Genomic DNA, 19,909 nt, shown 5'->3' on the forward strand with positions numbered 1-19,909 from the left:
CCATCGACTACTTCAAAAAAATCGTGCAGCGCAACACGCACTGCGAGAATTATGCCTGGGCTGCCAGGCTCACTTCTTTTGCCACCCGTTCCGTTGCATCCGGGATAGCGGTCGCGCGTGCGCGTTGCGCCATCTCCAGTAATACATCCCGGTTCCAGCCCGCCAGGGTAGTGGCGACCGCATCAGCGGTAAATTGTGGCTGCTCAAAAATCTTCGCTGCGCCCGCTTTCTCAAGCGGCAGCGCATTCCAGTACTGCTGTCGGTCTTTGTGCTGGAACGGCACAAACAGCGCCGGTAAACCGGCGGCGGCGATTTCGCTCACCGTCAGCGCGCCCGAGCGACAGACCACAACATCGGCCCAGGCATAGGCTGCGGCCATATCATCAATAAATTCAGTCACTTTATGCTGCGGCTGACCTTCCTGCACGTAGGCCTGCTCAACGGTCTGCTGAGCGCCCTTCCCGCTCTGGTGCCAGATGGTCACCGCATCACCCAGTTTTGCCGCAACCTGCGGCATCGTCTGGTTTAAAATACGTGCGCCCTGGGAACCGCCGACGACCAGCACGCGCACCGGCCCTTCGCGACCCGCCAGACGCGTATCTGGCAGCGGCAGCGCCAGCACGTCCACACGTACCGGATTCCCTACGACATCCGCTTTCGGGAATGCCCCGGGGAAGGCCTGCATAACTTTGGTAGCGATTTTTGCCAGCCATTTGTTGGTCAACCCGGCAATACCGTTCTGCTCATGCAGAACAACGGGGATGCCCAGTGACCACGCCGCCAGTCCGCCCGGACCGGAAACGTAACCGCCCATGCCCAGAACGACGTCAGGCTTAAAACGCTTCATAATGGCGCGCGCCTGACGCCAGGCATTGAAAATGCGCACCGGCGCCAGCAGCTGCGCCTTGATCCCTTTGCCACGAAGGCCAGAAATACGAATAAAGTCGATCTCGATACCGTGTTTAGGTACCAGATCGGCTTCCATGCGGTCTGCGGTTCCCAGCCAGCGTACCTGCCAGCCCTGTTCCATTAAATGGTGCGCAACCGCCAGTCCCGGGAACACGTGTCCACCGGTACCGCCTGCCATCACCATTAACCGCTTCGGTTGATTCATCGTGAACCTCGTGTAAACGCCTGAGCTTTCTCCAGACGCGTTTCATAATCTATGCGTAACAAAAACATGATGGCCGTCGACATGATCAACAGACTCGAACCACCATAACTGATCAACGGCAACGTCAGACCTTTGGTCGGCAGCATACCCGCTGCCGCCCCAACGTTTACCAGCGCCTGGAAGCTAAACCAGATACCAATTGAGCAGGCCAGGAAACCGGAGAAGCGGTGATCGATCTCCAGCGCTTTCCGGCCAATCGACATGGCGCGGAAAGCGACGAAGAATACCATTAATAGCGCCAATACCACACCGATATAACCCAGTTCTTCCCCAATAATGGAGAAGATGAAGTCGGTGTGCGCCTCCGGTAAATACTCCAGTTTTTGTACCGAGTTGCCCAGGCCTTGACCCCAGACTTCGCCGCGGCCAAACGCCATCAGCGACTGCGTCAGCTGGTAACCGCTGCCGAACGGATCTTCCCATGGGTTCCAGAACGAGGTCACACGGCGGATACGGTAGGGCTCGGCGAGGATCAGCAGCACCACCGCCGAAATCCCCATCCCGATGATGGCAATGAACTGCCACAGTTTTGCGCCCGCCAGGAACAGCATCGCCAGCGTAGTGACAAACAGTACGACTACCGTACCGAGGTCGGGCTGCGCCAGCAGCAGGATCGCGAGGACCAGAATCACGCCCATCGGTTTTAAGAAGCCACGAAGGTTGTTACGAACTTCGTCAACTTTACGCACCAGGTAGTTAGCCAGGTAGCAGAACAACGACAGTTTGGTGAACTCCGCGGGCTGGATACGCAGTGGCCCAAAGGCAATCCAGCGTGATGCCCCGTTAACGGAGCTCCCGACAACCAGAACGATCAACAGCATGATGATTGAGGCGATGAGCATGGCTGTACTGTGCCGCTGCCAGAACGACATCGGCAGGCGTAAGGTGATCATTGCCAGGCAGAACGCGAGAATGATGTACAGCCCGTCACGCTTGGCAAACAGGAACGGGTCGTTTGCCAGACGCTGTCCGACAGGCATTGACGCCGAGGTGACCATAATAAAGCCGATCGCTGCCAGCCCCAGCGTGAGCCAGAACAGCGTGCGGTCGTACATGATCAGGCTGTCGGAATCTTTATCCCGGGAAGCCATCACCCAGCCTTTCAGCGCCGTAAACAGCCATACCAGGATACCAAATCCTGGCAGGCGCGGCATTTTCAGGCGAGGGAGAGATAAACGCATCAGCCTAACTCCTTCGCCAGGCGGGTAAAGACATCACCCCGCTGTTCGAAACTCTTGAATTGATCGAGGCTGGCACAGGCTGGCGAGAGCAGTACCATATCGCCGGGCTTCACGCGTGGGGCGATGAGGCGCATCGCCTGCTCCATGGTCTCGGTTTGCTCGGCGACTTCAGGACGCAACGCCGCCAGCTCGCTGCCATCGCGGCCAAAGCAATACAGGCGCACGTTATCACCGTTGAGGTACTGCTTCAGCGAGGAGAAGTCAGCCGATTTACCGTCGCCGCCCAGCAGCAGGTATAGCGTGCCATCAACGTGCAAACCGTTCAGTGCCGCCTCGGTGCTACCCACGTTGGTCGCTTTGGAATCGTTAATCCAGCGTACGCCGTTGTGCTCCAGCGCCAGCTGGAAGCGGTGCGCCAGGCCGGTAAAGGTGGTGAGCGCCTTCAGGCTTGAAGATCGCGGCAGGCCAACGGCATCCGCCAGCGCCAGCGCCGCCAGAGCATTGGTGTAGTTATGCTGGCCGGAGAGCATCATCTCTTTCACGTTCAGCACTTTCTCACCTTTCACGCGTAGCCAGGTTTCGCCCTGCTGACGATTAAGGTGATAGTCACCCATGTTAATACCGAAGCTAATGCAGCGTTCGTCTGCGCCGCGCACCGGCATGGTGAGTGCATCATCGGCATTCACTACGCAAACTTTGGCATTTTCATAAACGCGCAGTTTGGCCGCACGGTACTGCTGCAAGCCGAACGGGTATCTGTCCATATGATCTTCGGTGACGTTTAGGATCGTCGCCGCCGCCGCATGCAGGCTTGAAGTGGTTTCCAGCTGGAAGCTGGAAAGCTCAAGGACGAACAGCTCACACCCTTTATCAAGCAGCATCAGAGCGGGCAGACCAATGTTACCGCCCACGCCGACATTTTTGCCCGCCGCCTTCGCCATTTCCCCCACCAGCGTGGTGACGGTGCTTTTACCGTTTGAACCGGTAATGGCGACGATCGGGGCCTGCGCCTCCCGGCAGAACAGTTCGATATCGCCGACAATCTCAACGCCCGCATCCGCGGCGGCGCTCAGGGAAGGATGCGCCAGCGCCATACCGGGGCTGGCAACAATCAGATCGGCGGCCAGCAGCCACTCATCATTCAGACCACCCAGGTGGCGTTCAACCTGCTCCGGCAGCTTGTCCAGACCCGACGGAGAGACGCGCGTATCCATCACGCGCGGCGTCACGCCACGCGCAAGGAAAAAGTCCACGCAGGAGAGGCCGGTGAGGCCTAACCCGATGATAACGACTTTTTTGCCCTGGTAATCTGCCATGATTAACGTACCTTCAGCGTTGCCAGGCCAATCAGCACCAGCATCAGCGAAATAATCCAGAAGCGCACAATGACGCGCGGCTCCGGCCAGCCTTTCAGTTCATAGTGGTGGTGAATCGGTGCCATACGGAAGATGCGCTGACCGCGCAGCTTGAAGGAACCGACCTGCAAAATCACAGACAGCGTCTCAACCACAAACACACCGCCCATGATCACCAGCAGGAACTCCTGACGCAGCAGCACGGCGATAATGCCCAGCGCGCCGCCCAGCGCCAGTGAACCGACGTCGCCCATAAAGACCTGCGCCGGATAGGTGTTAAACCACAGGAAGCCCAGCCCCGCCCCGACAATCGCCGTACAGACGATCACCAGCTCACCCGCATGTCGCAGGTACGGGATGTGCAGGTAGTTTGCAAAGTTCATGTTACCGGTCGCCCACGCCACCAGCGCGAAACCGCCCGCGACAAACACGGTTGGCATGATGGCCAGGCCGTCCAGACCATCGGTCAGGTTGACGGCATTGCCGGTGCCGACGATCACAAAGTAAGCCAGCAGAATGTAGAACAGCCCCAGCTGCGGCATCACGTCTTTGAAGAACGGCACCACCAGCTCGGTGGCCGGGGTGTCTTTTCCTGCCAGATAAAGCGCGAAGGCCACGCCCAGCGCAATCACCGACATCCAGAAATACTTCCAGCGGGCGATCAAACCTTTGGTGTCTTTGCGCACGACTTTACGATAGTCGTCAACAAAACCGATGATCCCGTAGCCAACCAGGACGGTCAGCACGCACCAGACGTAGGGGTTAGACGGATAGGCCCACAGCAGAACGGACACCACAATCGCGGTCAGGATCATGATCCCGCCCATGGTCGGCGTACCGCGCTTGCTGAAGTGCGATTCCGGACCATCGTTGCGTACAACCTGGCCGAAAGAGAGTTTTTGCAGACGGGCAATCATGCGCGGGCCCATCCACAGCGAGATGAACAGCGCAGTCAGCAGGCTGACGATGGCGCGAAACGTCAGATAGGAAAAGACGTTAAAGCCTGAGTAATATTTGACCAAATGTTCGGCCAGCCAAACTAACATGTCCCGTTCTCCTGTAATGCGTGCACAACCTCTTCCATGGCGGCACTACGTGAACCTTTAACTAAAACAGTCACAATCTGTTTTTCTGTAATCAATGCCTTCAGGCGTTCGATCAGTGCAGATTTATCGGCAAAATGTTCGCCAACTTCACTGGCATCGGAAATGGCCTTGCTCAGCGTGCCTGCGCTCAATACGCGGTCAAGCCCGGCGGCTTTCGCCGCTTCACCCACCTGAACATGGCAGGCTTCGCTTTCATCACCCAGCTCGGCCATATCGCCCACAACCATCACGCGATAGCCCGGCATCTCAGACAAGACCTGCACGGCCGCCGTCATGGAGCCGACGTTAGCGTTGTAGGAGTCATCCAGCAGAAGTTTGTTTTCAGCCAGCTGGATCGGGAAAAGACGCCCCGGCACGGCTTTTAAATTTGCCAGACCTGCTTTGATCGCCGCGTGTGAGGCACCTACCGCCATTGAGAGCGCTGCCGCAGCAAGCGCATTGGCGATGTTATGACGACCGGGCAGGGGCAGCAGCACCTCGATGTCGCCCGTTGGGGTCGTGAGGGTGAACTCGGTGCCGTGTGACGTCACATGAATGTTGGTCGCCGAAAAATCACTGTTTGCCGCATTCGGTGAGAAGCGCCAGGTTTTGCGTGAACCAATGATGCTCTGCCAGTTCAGCCAGTCGTTGTTATCGGCGTTCATAATGGCGATGCCGTCATCCGGCAGTCCGTTATAAATTTCACCTTTCGCTTTCGCCACACCGGCCAGCGAACCAAAACCTTCAAGATGTGCCGCCGCCAGGTTATTCACCAGCGCCGCTTCCGGACGCGTCAGGCTAACGGTCCAGGCGATTTCGCCCTGATGGTTAGCCCCTAACTCAATCACCGCATATTCATGCTCGTTGGTCAGGCGCAGCAGCGTCATCGGTACACCGATGTCATTATTAAGGTTGCCCGCCGTATAAAGCGTGTTACCGCACTGGCTAAGGATCGCCGCCGTCATCTCTTTAACGGAGGTTTTGCCCGACGAGCCCGTCAGCGCCACGACGCGAGTCGGTACCTGCTGGCGAACCCATGCCGCCAGCTCGCCAAACGCCAGGCGCGTATCTTTCACCACAATCTGCGGCAAATCGATATCGAGCTTACGACTGACCAGCAGCGCGCCCGCGCCGTTATCTTTAGCCTGTTGCGCAAAATCGTGGGCGTCAAAACGCTCGCCCTTCAGCGCCACAAACAGGCAGCCCGCCGTCACCTTACGGGTGTCGGTGGTCACAGCCTCAATGGTCAGATCCTGACCATGCAGCATCCCCTGCAATACCGCAGCGGCCTTGCTTAACGTAATGCTAATCATGCCACCACTCCCAGCAGACGCGCTGCCGTCACGCGGTCGGAGTAATCCAGACGACGATTGCCGACGATCTGATAATCTTCATGACCTTTACCGGCCAGCAGAACCACATCGTTCTCCTGCGCCTGCATAATGGCGTTAGTCACGGCCTCCGCACGGCCTTCGACCACGCGCGCACGACCCGCATCCAGCATGCCCGCCAGAATGTCATTGATAATGGCCCGCGGCTCTTCGGTACGCGGGTTGTCATCGGTTACCACGGGAATATCCGCGAACTGCTCAGCGATGGCGCCCATCAGCGGACGTTTGCCCTTGTCGCGATCGCCACCGCAGCCAAACACGCACCAGAGCTTGCCTGCGCAGTGCAGACGCGCCGCTTCCAGCGCTTTTTCCAGCGCATCCGGCGTGTGTGCGTAATCCACGACCACCGTCGGCTTGCCCGGCGCGCTGAACACTTCCATGCGGCCACAGACCGGTTGCAAACGCTCAGCCGTTTTCAGCAGATCCGCCATCGGGTAGCCCAGCGCCAGCAGCGTCGCCAGCGCCAGCAGCAGGTTACTGACGTTAAAGGCCCCCATCAGGCGGCTTTCAATCTCACCTTCGCCCCAGGTGGAAGCAAAGCGGATCGTCGCCCCACTATCGTGGTAGTTCACCTCGACCGCCTTCAGCCAGCGGCCACGGCAGTTCGGATTAATGCGATCTTCCATCGACACCGCCACCGCATCCGGCAGTTTTTCCAGCCAGCGACGACCGACTTCGTCGTCGGCGTTAATGATCGCCTGTCCGTGGTGGTGAGTGGAATAAAGCAGCCATTTCGCCGCTTCGTAGTGCTCCATATCACCATGATAATCAAGGTGATCGCGGCTCAGGTTAGTAAAGACAGAGGCAGCAAATTTCAGGGCCGCCACGCGATGTTGTACCAGACCATGGGAAGAGACTTCCATCGCAGCGAAGGTCGCCCCCTGCTCAGCGAGGCCCGCCAGCACGCGCTGCACGTCAACCGCCGAGCCTGTAGTATTTTCCGTCGGGCTTACTTTGCCCAGAAGACCGTTCCCCACCGTGCCCATGACGGCACCGGTTTCGCCCAGCAGCTGCGCCCACTGCGCCATCAGCTGAGTGGTGGTGGTTTTTCCGTTGGTTCCTGTCACGCCAACCAGCTTTAACTGGTCGGAAGGTTCGTTGTAAAAACGTCCTGCCAGCGCGGAGAGACGCTCATTCAGCTGGCTGAGATAGATGACCGGCACGCCGTGCATTTCACGGATCTCACCGTCTGTTGCCTCATCTTTGGCCTCAGCAATAATGGCAGCAACACCTTGCGCAATCGCCTGCGGGATATAACGACGCCCGTCCGCCTGATGACCCACTACTGCCACAAAAAGATCGCCAGAAGCCGCTACGCGGCTGTCCAGTACCATCTCTCGCAGTGCTCGCGCAGGTAGCATAGGCACCCACGGAGCAAGAAGGTCGCGCAAATTACGATCTGCCACCTGTTCCCTCGCCTTGATTAATTACAAATTCACTTTTTTCGCCCGTCGCCAGCGCATCCGGTTCAATGTTCATGGTGCGCAACACGCCGCCCATAATAGCCCCGAACACAGGCGCGGAGACGGCGCCGCCGTAGTATTTACCCGCCTGCGGATCGTTGATGACGACCACCAGTGCAAAACGCGGATTGCTTGCAGGCGCTACGCCTGCGGTATAGGCAATGTATTTGTTGATATAGCGGCCGTCCGGCCCCACTTTTTTCGCTGTACCGGTTTTAATGGCGATACGATAGCCCTTAATTGCGGCCTTCACGCCGCCACCGCCAGGTAACGCGACGCTTTCCATCATATGCACGACGGTACGAACGATAGATTCCGGGAAAACACGTTCCCCCGGAACCGGTGGATCAACTTTGGTGATCGACAGCGGACGATAAATGCCATAGCTGCCAATCGTTGCGTAGACTCGCGCTAACTGTAAGGGAGTTACCATTAGCCCGTAGCCGAAAGAGAAGGTGGCCCTCTCTATGTCAGACCACCGTTGTTTTTGAGGATATAAGCCACTGCGTTCTCCGACCAACCCCAAATTGGTCGCCTTTCCCAGCCCAAAACGTGAGTAAGTATCTACTAACGCTGAGGACGGCATCGCTAACGCCAGTTTTGACACACCGACGTTACTCGACTTCTGTAAGACCCCGGTCAGGGTCAGTTCGCTGTAACGTGCCACGTCTTTGATTTCGTGACCGTTAATTCGATAAGGAATCGTATTCAGAACGGTATTTTCGTTGACGATGCCTCGCTGTAGAGCCGTCATCACCACCATAGGTTTTACGGTTGAGCCGGGTTCAAACACATCGGTGATGGAGCGGTTACGCATTGCATCTTTTGCTGTACCGGCAAAATTATTCGGGTTGTATGAGGGGCTACTGGCCATCGCCAGCACTTCACCTGTCGCCACATCCACCAGCACGGCGCTGCCCGATTCCGCCTTGTTAAACGCGACGGCGTTGTTCAGCTCACGATAGACCAGCGCCTGCAAGCGTTCATCAATACTCAGGGCCAGGTTGTGCGCGGCCTGGCTGTCTGTCGAGGAAATGTCTTCAATGACGCGACCATAGCGGTCTTTACGCACGATTCGCTCGCCAGGCTGGCCGGTAAGCCACTTGTCGAAGCTTTTTTCAACGCCCTCAATCCCCTGGCTATCCACGTTGGTAAAACCAATCAGGTGCGCGGTGACTTCGCCCGAAGGATAGTAACGGCGGGATTCTTCCCGCAGATGAATGCCCGGCAGCTTCAGTTTCTTAATGTAGTCAGCCATGTCAGGGTTCACCTGACGGGCAAGATAGATAAAGCGCCCTTTCGGGTTGGCGTTAACGCGCGACGCCAGCTGATCCAGCGGCATTTTCAACGCGTCTGAGAGCGCCTTCCAGCGGTTATCAAGCGTGATCCCGCCTGCATCGTGTAACTCTTTCGGATCGGCCCAGATCGCCTTCACCGGCACGCTCACCGCCAGCGGACGCCCGGAGCGGTCGGTGATCATCCCACGAGAGGTGGAAACTTCCTGCACGCGCAGAGAACGCATATCCCCCTGACGCACCAGCATGTCAGGCGCGATGATTTGCAGCCACGCCACGCGTCCAAGCAGGAAACCCAGCGCCAGTAAAATGCAGCCGCAAAGCAACGCAAAACGCCAACTGACAAAGTTGGCCTGTTCTTCCTGGCGTTTTGGTTTTAGCGTTTTTGCCGCTGCTTTCATGCGTCGCGTTTTCCCTTATTTTTGTACTACGATATTTTCCTGCGAAGGATCAACATGCTGTAATTGCAGTTTTTCCGTTGCGATCCGTTCAACCCGGCTGTGATCGCCGAGCGCGTTTTCTTCAAGGATCAGATTTCGCCATTCAATATCCAGCGCATCGCGTTCCAGTACCATCTGTTCGCGCTGCGCAGTCAATAAACGGGTATGGTGAGCGGTGGTGACCACCATGACTGCCGTCACAATGATGCAAATGAACAAGCAGAGTGGCAGCTTCCCAAACCGCAAAAGATCGTCGCCGATCACGCCAGGCAAGGCATGGCGCTCGTTGCTTCCTAACGATCCCTTAACTTTGCTTAGGGTCTCTGTCACTCTGCTGATCATGCGTTCGTCCTCTCTGCAATACGCAGCACTGAACTACGGGCACGTGGATTCTCTGCCACCTCTTCTTCGCCCGGCATCAACTTGCCTAATGCTCGCAACTGTCGGCCTCCCAGCTTTCTGAGTTGTTCTTCCGTCATCGGCAGCCCAGCTGGAACCTGCGGACCGCGGCTTTGTTCACGCATAAAGCGTTTTACGATGCGATCTTCCAGCGAATGGAAGCTGATGATGGATAACCGCCCACCCGGGGCCAGCACGTCGAGCGAGCTTTTTAGCGCCAGCTCTATTTCCTCCAGTTCACTGTTTACCCAAATACGAACCGCCTGGAAGGTACGGGTCGCAGGATGTTTGTGCTTATCCTTCACCGGCGTTGCCGCCGCGATGACTTCTGCTAGCTCTTTGGTGCGGGTCATTGGCTCAACGCGGTTGCGCTCCACGATGGCGCGGGCAATACGTTTGCCAAAGCGTTCTTCACCGAAGGTTTTGATTACCCAGGCGATATCCGCTTCGTCAGCAGTTTGTAGCCACTCGGCGGCGGATTGTCCGCGCGTCGGGTCCATCCGCATATCCAGCGGCCCATCACGCATAAAGGAGAAGCCGCGTTCTGCATCATCAAGCTGTGGTGAAGAGACGCCAAGATCGAGAAGAATCCCGTCGATCTTGCCGGTCAGGCCGCGCTCAGCGACATAATCCGCAAGCGCAGAGAAAGGTCCATGCACGATGGAAAAGCGAGGATCATCGATGGTTTGCGCAACGGCAATCGCCTGCGGATCGCGGTCAATTGCCAGCAGGCGTCCTTCCGCTCCAAGCTGAGAGAGGATCAAACGCGAGTGACCACCGCGACCAAAAGTGCCATCAATATAGATGCCGTCTGGACGAATATTCAGGCCGTTAACGGCCTCATCCAGCAGCACCGTTGTATGTTTATAATTTTCCATCATATTTATAGAGACAAGTCCCGCAGCCGTTCCGATAATGTTGCGGAATCAGACTGCTCAGCGTCGATATCTTCCTTGACCTGTTGATACCAGGTCGTTTCGTCCCACAGTTCAAACTTGTTGAACTGCCCGACCAGCATCACTTCTTTAGTCAGACCGGCATGTTGCCGCAACACAGGCGCAATCAATAATCGCCCGGCGCTATCCATCTGACATTCACTGGCATGTCCCAATAACAGCCGCTGTACGCGGCGTTCCTGCGGGTTCATGCTCGACAGTCGCGACAGCTTTTGCTCAATGATTTCCCATTCAGGCAAAGGGTAAAGCAGCAGGCAGGGGGAGTTGATGTCAATGGTGCAAACCAGTTGACCCGAAGCGTTCTCAATCAGCTGGTCGCGATATCGGGTTGGTACCGATAAACGCCCTTTGCTGTCGAGATTGACTAACGTTGCTCCACGGAACATGCCAGCCTCACCCCTCCTCACCACTTTAACCCACAAATTCCCACCTGAAGGAGTTTACGGAGCGAGGGAAAAGCTTGTCAAGCCAGGACTCTCTCTATACCGGCGTGAAAGCACCGTATTTACAGAGCAAGAGTGACCTGGCTAATAACTACACAACTGGCGAGGCAAAATTAACGTTATGAATATTTGTAAGAAAAAAACCGAATATGCACACGAGCGTTAAGACTCACTCAATATCATCGCAGGGAAATATAAAGTGTCAGTTTGCGACGCGGGCAGCATTTTAAGGCATATCGCCGGGGGATAACAGCACCAGATTAAGCGCAAGGCAATATGGATTCGTTCGTGTACATTGAGGGCTGAAGGGGACAGTAAAAAATGGCTGAATATTCATCGGCTGGCGGCTGTTTGTAACAAAACAATACAAAAGAATGCCCGTTAAAAATTATAATTGCGCTTTTTAACGCCAAAACGGATTCAGAAAAATAGCCGGCTACGAATCTTAGAGATAAATCCTAATTTTTATCCGGGAATTATTTCCCGCAATAAATGCGCCGCAAAAGGGGCAGTTTTACCGCCCCTGTGGAAATATTAATGGCGGCTCAAAATCCCGCGCCGATAGAGATTACGTTTGATACGCGTAAGCCCGGGTTTCGGTTTGCGAGGTTCATCCAGGCTTGCCAGAACAATCTCAAGCACGCGCTCGGCGACGTCGCGGTGACGCTGAGCCACGGCCAGCACCGGACATTGCAGGAAGTCGAGCAGTTCGTTATCGCCGAAGGTCGCAATCGCCAGATCGGATGGCAGCTTGCCATCGCGACGTAACGTCACGTCCATCACCCCCTGCAACAGGGCAAACGAGGTGGTAAACAACGCCTGCGGCATCGGGTGCGTTTCCAGCCATTTCTCGAACAGCTGAGCAGCCGCTTCGCGCTCATAGCTGTTGGCATACAGATAATGAACGTCACGCGGATCGTCTTTCCACGCCGTACGGAACCCTTGTTCACGCAGGAAGCTCACGGATAGTTCAGGCAAAGCGCCAAGATAGAGCACCGTTTCCGCCGGGAAGGTACGCAGCTCGGCAGCCAGCATTTCTGCATCGTCCTGATCGGCGCCTACGACGCTGGTGAAATGTTCACGATCCAAAGCACGATCCAGCGCCACAATCGGGAATGGATCGTTCGCCCAGCGCTGATAGAAAGGATGCTCGGGTGGTAAAGAGGTCGACACGATGATGGCGTCAACCTGACGTTGCAGCAGATGCTCAATGCAGCGCATCTCGTTGTCGGGCTGATCCTCGGAGCAGGCAATCAACAGCTGATAGCCCCGCTGACGAGCCTGACGTTCAAGATAGTTGGCGATGCGGGTATAGCTGGTGTTTTCCAGATCCGGGATCACCAGGCCAATCGAGCGGGTGCGTCCGGCACGTAAACCTGCGGCGACAGCATTCGGATGGTAATTATGCTCACGAACGACTGCCATCACTTTCTCAACGGTCTTATCGCTGACACGATACTGCTTTGCTTTACCGTTAATCACATAGCTGGCCGTGGTTCTCGACACGCCGGCGAGCCGGGCGATTTCATCCAGTTTCACAATTGCCCCTCAAAAAAAGAAAAAAGTCCATGGCCCTGTCAAGGTTATGGTTAAATATTTTAACATCTAAACGCAGAATAGCTTTCACGGCAACCGCTTTTGTCCGCGTTGTCGGCGGATTACGCAAAAAAAAGCCCGGCTTTGGCTACCGGGCTGAAAGAGGCGAACCTTTTGCGCAACTAACGCATGATTTTATCGCCGCGCGAGAGGCCAACAACGCCAGAGCGCGCAACTTCAACAATTTTTGCCACATCCCTGACGGAGGCCAGGAACGCATCCAGCTTATCGCTCGTTCCGGCAAGCTGCACAGTATATATAGAAGGCGTGACGTCAATGATCTGCCCACGGAAAATATCCGTGTTACGCTTGACCTCTTCACGGCCATAACCGCTGGCCTGAATTTTCACCAGCATCACTTCACGTTCGACGTAAGCCCCCTGCCCCAGCTCGCTGACGCGCAACACGTCCACCAGCTTGTGCAATTGCTTTTCGATCTGCTCAAGCACTTTCGCATCGCCGACAGTCTGGATCGTCATGCGGGAGAGCGTTGGATCATCGGTCGGCGCAACGGTCAGGCTTTCAATGTTGTATCCGCGCTGCGCAAAAAGCCCAATGACGCGTGACAGTGCGCCCGACTCATTTTCCAGTAATACAGATAATATCCGGCGCATATCAGGTTCTCTCCGTTTTGCTTAACCACATTTCATCCATACCACCGCCACGGATATGCATCGGATAAACGTGCGCTGTGCCGTCGACGATGACGTCCATGAAGACGAGGCGATTGTTTTTAACGTGCTCAAGCGCTTCGCCGAGCTTCGCTTCCAGCTCTGACGGATCGGTTACCCGCATGCCAATATGACCATAGGCTTCAGCCAGACGGACAAAGTCCGGAAGTGACTTCATATAAGACTGAGAGTGACGGCCGGAATAAATCATATCCTGCCACTGCTTCACCATACCGAGGTAACCGTTATTCAGGTTAAGCACCAGCACTGGCAACTCATATTGCAGCGCAGTAGAAAGCTCCTGAATATTCATCTGTATACTGCCATCACCCGTTACGCAGATAACCGTTTCGTTCGGCAACGCCAGCTTCACCCCCAGCGCGGCGGGCAGACCAAAGCCCATCGTGCCAAGCCCGCCTGAGTTGATCCAGCGACGCGGTTTATCAAACGGGTAATACAACGCAGCGAACATCTGATGCTGGCCTACGTCAGAAGTGACATACGCCTCGCCTTTGGTCAGATGCCAGATCGTCTCGATCACCGCCTGCGGCTTGATGTTTTCACTCTGCGTGTCGTATTTAAGGCACTGACGGCCGCGCCATTGTTCGATTTGCTGCCACCAGTCACGGATCTCATCCAGCGGTTGAGAGGCGGTCTCCTGCGCCAGCAGTTCCAACATTTGATCCAGCACCTGTCGTGCGTCCCCCACGATGGGCACATCCGCCGGCACCGTTTTAGAGATAGAAGTAGGATCGATATCAATGTGTAGCACCGTTGCATTCGGACAGTATTTCGCCAGGTTATTGGTGGTGCGATCGTCAAAACGTACGCCGACGGCAAAAATCACATCAGAATGGTGCATCGTCATATTGGCTTCATAGGTGCCATGCATACCCAGCATGCCCAGCGCCTGACGGTGGGTAGCCGGGAATGCCCCCAGCCCCATCAGCGATGACGCGACAGGAAGATTCAGCTTCTCAATCAGTTCGCGTAGTTGCGTTTCACAGGCTGCATTGACGGCGCCGCCCCCCACATAGACTACGGGCTTTTTCGCAGCCAGCAGCGTTTGCAGCGCACGCTTAATCTGGCCTTTGTGCCCTTGCGTCGTCGGATTATACGAACGCATGCTCACCGACTCAGGCCACAGGTAAGGCAGTTTATTCGCGGGATTGAGAATATCTTTTGGCAGATCGACAACCACTGGCCCAGGACGACCGCTGGCGGCCAGCCAGAAGGCTTTTTTCAGCACGCCCGGGATATCTTCCGTTTGCTTAACCAGAAAGCTGTGCTTCACCACAGGGCGTGAGATCCCCACCATGTCGCATTCCTGAAACGCATCATAGCCAATCAGTGACGTCGCCACCTGTCCGGAGAGAATGACCAGTGGAATAGAGTCCATATACGCAGTCGCAATGCCGGTGATGGCATTGGTCGCTCCCGGCCCCGAAGTGACCAGCACTACACCCACTTCGCCCGTGGCGCGGGCCAGGCCGTCAGCCATATGCACAGCAGCCTGTTCATGACGAACCAGAACATGATCAATACCGCCTACCGTGTGCAGCGCGTCATAAATATCGAGAACCGCGCCTCCGGGATAGCCGAACACTTGTTTCACGCCCTGATCGATAAGCGATCGGACGACCATTTCCGCGCCAGACAACATCTCCATGCTTTGCCTCCAGGCTTTTGTTATAGACGGTCAACAGAATTCATTTCCGCGCCGTCTTCTGACAGGGTGAACCCATCTTATAATGTGCAGAGTGATGGATACCTTAACCGCTCGTTATGAGGCAGGCAATTAGCAAACGGAATGCGGGAATGGGCAATAAAAGCAGAAAAAATAGCTGTCAGACACGAATATGGTGAATTCGTCTGGTATGAGGGGAGACGCTAATAATTCATCTCTTAAAAAGAGGATGGATCAGGAAATCATCTATTTTTAAGCCGCCCTGAGCGTCTGAAAAAATGCTCACAGAACAAAATATTGCCTGCATAAAAAATCACAGAATAAACCGCATGGCACCATGCGGTTTATTCACCCTGACTTATCGACGACAAATATTGATCAGCAACTCTTCCATCCACTGGTGCCCTTTATCCCGCCCCGCCGCTTCATGCCAGGAAAGATAACAGGTACGGCTATTCAGCTTGAGCGGCAGAGGTAAAATTTGCAGGCTCAGCGAATCGGAGAACTCTTCAGCAAGCCAGCGCGGTGCAATAGCGACTAGCTGCGTCTGAGAAACGACATTTAAAACGCTGACCATCGCCATCCCCTGATAGGCCACGCTGGCTTGTTTATCGGCAGTGTCATACCACGGCTGACTGAACGAAGCATATCTGTCCAGAGCAACAACGGCATGCTGCTCGCTGTAAACATCGCTTTCACGCAGCGGCGAATTCATGCGTGGATGTTTTTTGCTGGCGACTAACACCATTTCATCTTTAAACAACGGAACACAGGCAAACTCTGGACGGCGAAACTCTTCGTAGCCCAGAACGAACTCCGTTTCCTGATAACGAAGCTGGTGCTCAGTGTTTTGATTTAAAGATGATTTAAAAACGAGATGAATATTAGGAGCAATCTGTTCAACTTTATTATATATAACAGACGTCAAATAATTGTCTAACGGACTGCAAACACAGAGATGGAAAACCCGCTCACTGCTTAAAGGTTCAAACCCTGAGCCGGGAAGCTCATTTTGAACCAGCTGTAGCGCCTGACGAATCGAACCGAATAGCTGGAATGCACGCGCCGTGGGCTGGATACCTCTTCCATACCGGACGAATAACTCGTCGTTAAACATCACCTTAAGTCTGGCTACGGCATTACTCACGGCAGGTTGAGACATTCCCAGAGATTGCGCTGCTCGCGTAATATTCTGCTCCTGCATAACTGCATCAAATACAGTTAACAGGTTGAGATCCACTGTGCGTAACTGAGGCTTAACCCCATCATAAGGCTGTGGTTGGTTAATATTATTTTCTGGCATTTCTGACTCCACTGTCACGCTAAATTCCCTTTGCCAAAGTACAGTAATAACTTCGAAAAATATGATTTACCATGCATATACAACAAGCGAAAGGAAATTATTTAAAATTCAGAATATATAAAGAACCCTCATTCAAGAGATGCCATTAAGCATCCCCTGAATGAAGAGCTAAAAATCGTTCAAATGATATCTAAAACTTTAATGCAGGCATGAAACCATAAAGCTGGCAAATACACAATCACCGCCTTAGTTAATAATAACTTAAGTATTATTAAACTATGAAGGGCATACACCACGATTTCATTAACAAAATGATATCAATATTGATAACTTTCCCGCCCATGATTCATTCATAGAACTTATAACCCAATGAAATAAAACACATTCCATTTCACAGCACATCGGTAAAAATACTGTGTTCAATTGCTACCAATTATATTCAAATTATTCCAGAGATGAATCTCAAGTCCAATAATAGACAATTAAATCGGTTAACAGCGTAAAAACCAGCACAATTAGCTAATGTGTTTATCCTGCGCTGAGTGGCCGTTTTGCCTGAGAGGGGTTGACATGAGTCAGCGTATCCAGTACCACTAAAAGCATATCGCATTCATCTGGAGCACGATTCATGATTCGCACCCTTCGTTTCACCGGTCTACTACTACTAAACGCATCCACTGTGCGCGGTAGACTGGCGGGCGAAATTCAGCGTTGAATCGTCTTCAGTAAAACTAAAAACCCGCGCCACTGCGCGGGTTTTTTTATGCTCGTAGCAAGGCGCCCTAAGACTGACAAGGACCTAACCCATGAGCCAGCAAGTCGTTATTTTCGATACTACTTTACGTGACGGTGAACAGGCATTACAGGCGAGCCTGAGTGTTAAAGAAAAACTGCAAATTGCGCTGGCCCTCGAACGCATGGGTGTAGACGTAATGGAAGTCGGCTTTCCCGTCTCCTCACCGGGTGATTTCGAGTCAGTACAGACCATCGCCCGCACCATCAAAAACAGCCGCGTGTGCGGTCTGGCTCGCTGCGTTGAGAAAGATATAGATGTGGCCGCAGAATCCCTGAAAGTTGCAGAAGCCTTCCGTATCCATACATTCATAGCCACCTCCCCCATGCACATTGCCACCAAGCTGCGCAGTACGCTGGATGAAGTGATCGAACGTGCGGTGTATATGGTCAAACGCGCGCGTAACTACACTGATGACGTCGAATTCTCCTGTGAAGATGCGGGCCGCACACCGATTGACGATTTGGCCCGTGTGGTAGAAGCCGCGATTAATGCCGGAGCCAGAACCATCAACATCCCGGATACCGTCGGCTATACCATGCCGTTTGAGTTCTCCAACATCATCACCGGCCTGTATGAGCGCGTACCTAATATTGATAAAGCCATCATCTCTGTTCACACCCACGATGATTTGGGTCTGGCTGTGGGCAATGCCATCGCTGCCGTCCACGCCGGCGCGCGTCAGGTAGAAGGGGCAATGAACGGCATTGGTGAACGCGCCGGCAACTGCTCGCTGGAAGAAGTGATCATGGCGATCAAGGTGCGCAAAGACATTATGAACGTACACACTCGCATCAATCACAACGAAATCTGGCGCACCAGCCAGACCGTGAGCCAGATTTGCAATATGCCGATCCCGGCGAACAAGGCGATTGTTGGTACTGGCGCGTTCGCTCACTCCTCCGGTATTCACCAGGATGGCGTGCTGAAGAACCGTGAAAACTACGAAATCATGACTCCGGAATCCATCGGTCTGAACCAGGTTCAGCTGAACCTGACCTCGCGCTCTGGCCGCGCGGCGGTGAAACACCGTATGGAAGAGATGGGGTATCAGGACAGCGATTACAACATGGATCAGCTGTACGACGCATTCCTGAAACTGGCTGACAAGAAAGGCCAGGTCTTCGATTACGACCTGGAAGCGCTGGCATTCATCAACAAACAGCAGGAAGAGCCAGAACACTTCCGTCTGGACTACTTCACCGTTCAGTCAGGCTCAAGCGATATCGCTACCGCCTCCGTCAAGCTGGCCTGCGGCGATGAAATTAAAGCGGAAGCCGCCAACGGTAACGGCCCTGTTGATGCCATTTACCAGGCGATTAACCGCGTCACTGAGTACGACGTAGAGCTGGTGAAATACGACCTGACGGCAAAAGGGCACGGTAAAGACGCCCTGGGCCAGGTTGATATCGTCGTCAACTACAACGGTCGCCGCTTCCACGGTGTGGGTCTGGCGACAGATATCGTCGAATCCTCCGCGAAAGCGATGGTGCATGTCCTGAACAACATCTGGCGCGCCGCCGAAGTCGAAAAAGAGTTGCAACGCAAAGCTCAGAATAAAGAGAACAACAAGGAAACCGTGTGATGTCGAAGAATTACCATATTGCTGTGTTGCCGGGTGACGGTATTGGCCCGGAAGTGATGGCACAGGCGCTGAAAGTACTGGAAGCCGTTCGTTCGCGTTTTGCGATGAAAATTACCACCAGCCACTACGACGTGGGCGGTATTGCGATTGATAACCACGGTACTCCCCTGCCGAAAGGGACTGTAGAAGGCTGCGAGAATGCCGATGCCGTTCTGTTTGGCTCAGTGGGTGGCCCTAAGTGGGAACACCTGCCTCCAGCAGAGCAGCCAGAGCGCGGCGCGCTGCTGCCGCTGCGTAAACACTTCAAACTGTTCAGCAACCTGCGTCCCGCGAAGCTGTACCCGGGGCTGGAAGAGTTCTGCCCGCTGCGCGCCGATATCGCCGCCAACGGTTTCGACATTCTCTGCGTGCGTGAGCTGACCGGCGGGATCTACTTCGGGCAGCCAAAAGGCCGCGAAGGCAGCGGTCAGCATGAGAAAGCGTTTGATACCGAGGCCTATCACCGTTTTGAAATTGAACGTATCGCTCATATCGCGTTTGAGTCAGCGCGCAAACGCCGCCGTAAAGTGACCTCTATTGATAAAGCGAACGTGCTCCAGTCGTCTATTTTGTGGCGCGAAATCGTCAGTGAAGTTGCCAGGCAGTACCCGGACGTTGAGCTGTCACATATGTATATCGACAACGCAACGATGCAGCTGATCAAAGATCCGTCCCAGTTTGACGTGCTGCTGTGCTCCAACCTGTTCGGCGATATTCTCTCGGATGAATGCGCGATGATCACCGGCTCCATGGGCATGCTGCCCTCGGCCAGCCTGAACGAAGAAGGCTTTGGCCTGTACGAACCGGCGGGCGGCTCCGCGCCGGATATCGCAGGTAAAAACATCGCCAACCCGATTGCGCAGATCCTCTCCCTGGCTCTGCTGCTGCGCTACAGCCTGGATGCAGGCGATGCAGCAACCGCAATTGAAAACGCCATTAACCGGGCATTAGAAGAAGGCGTCCGTACCGGTGATTTAGCACGCGGCACGGCGGCAGTCAGTACCGATGAAATGGGCGACATCATTGCCCGCTATGTCGCTGAAGGGGTGTAAT

The 19,909-nt window shown here is 54.6% G+C and carries 17 protein-coding genes; 3 read left to right on the forward strand and 14 right to left on the reverse strand.

The features are described from left to right. Nucleotides 1–49: 49 nt before the first annotated feature. From murG to leuO, 14 genes are all read right to left on the reverse strand, one after another. Nucleotides 50–1,114: an undecaprenyldiphospho-muramoylpentapeptide beta-N-acetylglucosaminyltransferase gene (gene murG, locus ACOTY5_RS13770; RefSeq protein ID WP_017383783.1), complete on the reverse strand. Its 1,065-nt coding sequence runs from the start codon at nt 1,112–1,114 to the stop codon at nt 50–52. Further along, nucleotides 1,111–2,355 carry a cell division protein FtsW gene (ftsW, locus tag ACOTY5_RS13775; RefSeq protein WP_006810115.1) on the reverse strand — a complete coding sequence of 415 codons (1,245 nt, stop codon included), beginning with the start codon at nt 2,353–2,355 and terminating at the stop codon, nt 1,111–1,113. The genes murG and ftsW overlap by 4 nt, the downstream gene beginning before the upstream one ends. Continuing rightward, nucleotides 2,355–3,671, reverse strand: a complete 1,317-nt coding sequence (gene murD / locus ACOTY5_RS13780) for a UDP-N-acetylmuramoyl-L-alanine--D-glutamate ligase (protein ID WP_017694517.1) — start codon at nt 3,669–3,671, stop codon at nt 2,355–2,357. The genes ftsW and murD overlap by 1 nt, the downstream gene beginning before the upstream one ends. 2 nt (nt 3,672–3,673) lie before the next feature. Then, nucleotides 3,674–4,756: a phospho-N-acetylmuramoyl-pentapeptide-transferase gene (gene mraY / locus ACOTY5_RS13785; RefSeq protein WP_003856353.1), complete on the reverse strand. Its 1,083-nt coding sequence runs from the start codon at nt 4,754–4,756 to the stop codon at nt 3,674–3,676. Then, the gene (gene murF, locus ACOTY5_RS13790; RefSeq protein ID WP_045141613.1) at nt 4,750–6,108 is read right to left on the reverse strand and encodes a UDP-N-acetylmuramoyl-tripeptide--D-alanyl-D-alanine ligase; all 1,359 of its coding nucleotides are present in this window, start codon (nt 6,106–6,108) and stop codon (nt 4,750–4,752) included. Before murF ends, mraY begins: the two co-directional genes overlap by 7 nt. Next, complete coding sequence (murE, locus tag ACOTY5_RS13795; protein ID WP_045141614.1) at nt 6,105–7,592, reverse strand: UDP-N-acetylmuramoyl-L-alanyl-D-glutamate--2,6-diaminopimelate ligase; 1,488 nt, start codon at nt 7,590–7,592, stop codon at nt 6,105–6,107. The genes murF and murE overlap by 4 nt, the downstream gene beginning before the upstream one ends. Then, nucleotides 7,579–9,345, reverse strand: a complete 1,767-nt coding sequence (ftsI, locus tag ACOTY5_RS13800; protein ID WP_003856361.1) for a peptidoglycan glycosyltransferase FtsI — start codon at nt 9,343–9,345, stop codon at nt 7,579–7,581. The genes murE and ftsI overlap by 14 nt, the downstream gene beginning before the upstream one ends. 15 nt (nt 9,346–9,360) lie before the next feature. Continuing rightward, nucleotides 9,361–9,726, reverse strand: coding sequence for a cell division protein FtsL (gene ftsL, locus ACOTY5_RS13805; protein WP_003856363.1), 366 nt, complete (start codon nt 9,724–9,726; stop codon nt 9,361–9,363). After that, nucleotides 9,723–10,664 (reverse strand): 16S rRNA (cytosine(1402)-N(4))-methyltransferase RsmH, encoded by a 942-nt coding sequence (gene rsmH / locus ACOTY5_RS13810; RefSeq protein WP_003856366.1) that lies wholly within the window; start codon nt 10,662–10,664, stop codon nt 9,723–9,725. The genes ftsL and rsmH overlap by 4 nt, the downstream gene beginning before the upstream one ends. Nucleotides 10,665–10,666: 2 nt before the next feature. After that, a complete protein-coding gene (mraZ, locus tag ACOTY5_RS13815; protein ID WP_006810119.1) occupies nt 10,667–11,125 on the reverse strand; it encodes a division/cell wall cluster transcriptional repressor MraZ in 459 nt (152 codons plus the stop codon). 591 nt (nt 11,126–11,716) lie between these two features. Further along, on the reverse strand, nt 11,717–12,721 hold the full coding sequence (gene cra, locus ACOTY5_RS13820; protein WP_003856369.1) for a catabolite repressor/activator: 1,005 nt from the start codon (nt 12,719–12,721) through the stop codon (nt 11,717–11,719). A 179-nt stretch (nt 12,722–12,900) separates the two neighbouring features. Continuing rightward, the gene (gene ilvN, locus ACOTY5_RS13825) at nt 12,901–13,392 is read right to left on the reverse strand and encodes an acetolactate synthase small subunit (RefSeq protein ID WP_003856371.1); all 492 of its coding nucleotides are present in this window, start codon (nt 13,390–13,392) and stop codon (nt 12,901–12,903) included. 1 nt (nt 13,393) lies between these two features. Beyond that, nucleotides 13,394–15,118 carry an acetolactate synthase 3 large subunit gene (ilvI, locus tag ACOTY5_RS13830; protein WP_045141615.1) on the reverse strand — a complete coding sequence of 575 codons (1,725 nt, stop codon included), beginning with the start codon at nt 15,116–15,118 and terminating at the stop codon, nt 13,394–13,396. Nucleotides 15,119–15,494: 376 nt separating this feature from the next. Next, entirely contained in the window at nt 15,495–16,439 is a 945-nt protein-coding gene (gene leuO / locus ACOTY5_RS13835; RefSeq protein WP_017383788.1) for a transcriptional regulator LeuO, read from the reverse strand. A 628-nt stretch (nt 16,440–17,067) separates the two neighbouring features. On the opposite strand from leuO, the gene leuL reads away from it, so the two are divergent. The 3 genes from leuL (at nt 17,068) to leuB (ending at nt 19,908) form a co-directional block, all read left to right on the forward strand. Continuing rightward, nucleotides 17,068–17,154 carry a leu operon leader peptide gene (gene leuL / locus ACOTY5_RS13840; protein WP_057979999.1) on the forward strand — a complete coding sequence of 29 codons (87 nt, stop codon included), beginning with the start codon at nt 17,068–17,070 and terminating at the stop codon, nt 17,152–17,154. Nucleotides 17,155–17,245: 91 nt separating this feature from the next. After that, nucleotides 17,246–18,817, forward strand: a complete 1,572-nt coding sequence (gene leuA / locus ACOTY5_RS13845; RefSeq protein WP_045141616.1) for a 2-isopropylmalate synthase — start codon at nt 17,246–17,248, stop codon at nt 18,815–18,817. Beyond that, nucleotides 18,817–19,908, forward strand: a complete 1,092-nt coding sequence (gene leuB / locus ACOTY5_RS13850; protein ID WP_421631939.1) for a 3-isopropylmalate dehydrogenase — start codon at nt 18,817–18,819, stop codon at nt 19,906–19,908. Before leuA ends, leuB begins: the two co-directional genes overlap by 1 nt. The last annotated feature ends 1 nt before the right edge of the window (nt 19,909 follow it).

Source organism: Enterobacter cloacae complex sp. SHL018, assembly GCF_049237905.1.
Lineage (GTDB): Bacteria > Pseudomonadota > Gammaproteobacteria > Enterobacterales > Enterobacteriaceae > Enterobacter > Enterobacter hormaechei_C.

Excerpts from the sequence above, each read along its gene's own strand:
- murD (WP_017694517.1), bottom strand. The coding sequence starts at position 3,671 with ATGGCAGATTACCAGGGCAAAAAAGTCGTTATCATCGGGTTAGGCCTC.
- leuA (WP_045141616.1), top strand. The coding sequence starts at position 17,246 with ATGAGCCAGCAAGTCGTTATTTTCGATACTACTTTACGTGACGGTGAA.
- ilvN (WP_003856371.1), bottom strand. The coding sequence starts at position 13,392 with ATGCGCCGGATATTATCTGTATTACTGGAAAATGAGTCGGGCGCACTG.
- ilvI (WP_045141615.1), bottom strand. The coding sequence starts at position 15,118 with ATGGAGATGTTGTCTGGCGCGGAAATGGTCGTCCGATCGCTTATCGAT.
- mraY (WP_003856353.1), bottom strand. The coding sequence starts at position 4,756 with ATGTTAGTTTGGCTGGCCGAACATTTGGTCAAATATTACTCAGGCTTT.
- ftsI (WP_003856361.1), bottom strand. The coding sequence starts at position 9,345 with ATGAAAGCAGCGGCAAAAACGCTAAAACCAAAACGCCAGGAAGAACAG.
- ftsL (WP_003856363.1), bottom strand. The coding sequence starts at position 9,726 with ATGATCAGCAGAGTGACAGAGACCCTAAGCAAAGTTAAGGGATCGTTA.
- murF (WP_045141613.1), bottom strand. The coding sequence starts at position 6,108 with ATGATTAGCATTACGTTAAGCAAGGCCGCTGCGGTATTGCAGGGGATG.
- mraZ (WP_006810119.1), bottom strand. The coding sequence starts at position 11,125 with ATGTTCCGTGGAGCAACGTTAGTCAATCTCGACAGCAAAGGGCGTTTA.
- leuL (WP_057979999.1), top strand. The coding sequence starts at position 17,068 with ATGATTCGCACCCTTCGTTTCACCGGTCTACTACTACTAAACGCATCC.
- leuB (WP_421631939.1), top strand. The coding sequence starts at position 18,817 with ATGTCGAAGAATTACCATATTGCTGTGTTGCCGGGTGACGGTATTGGC.
- leuO (WP_017383788.1), bottom strand. The coding sequence starts at position 16,439 with ATGCCAGAAAATAATATTAACCAACCACAGCCTTATGATGGGGTTAAG.
- ftsW (WP_006810115.1), bottom strand. The coding sequence starts at position 2,355 with ATGCGTTTATCTCTCCCTCGCCTGAAAATGCCGCGCCTGCCAGGATTT.
- murG (WP_017383783.1), bottom strand. The coding sequence starts at position 1,114 with ATGAATCAACCGAAGCGGTTAATGGTGATGGCAGGCGGTACCGGTGGA.
- rsmH (WP_003856366.1), bottom strand. The coding sequence starts at position 10,664 with ATGATGGAAAATTATAAACATACAACGGTGCTGCTGGATGAGGCCGTT.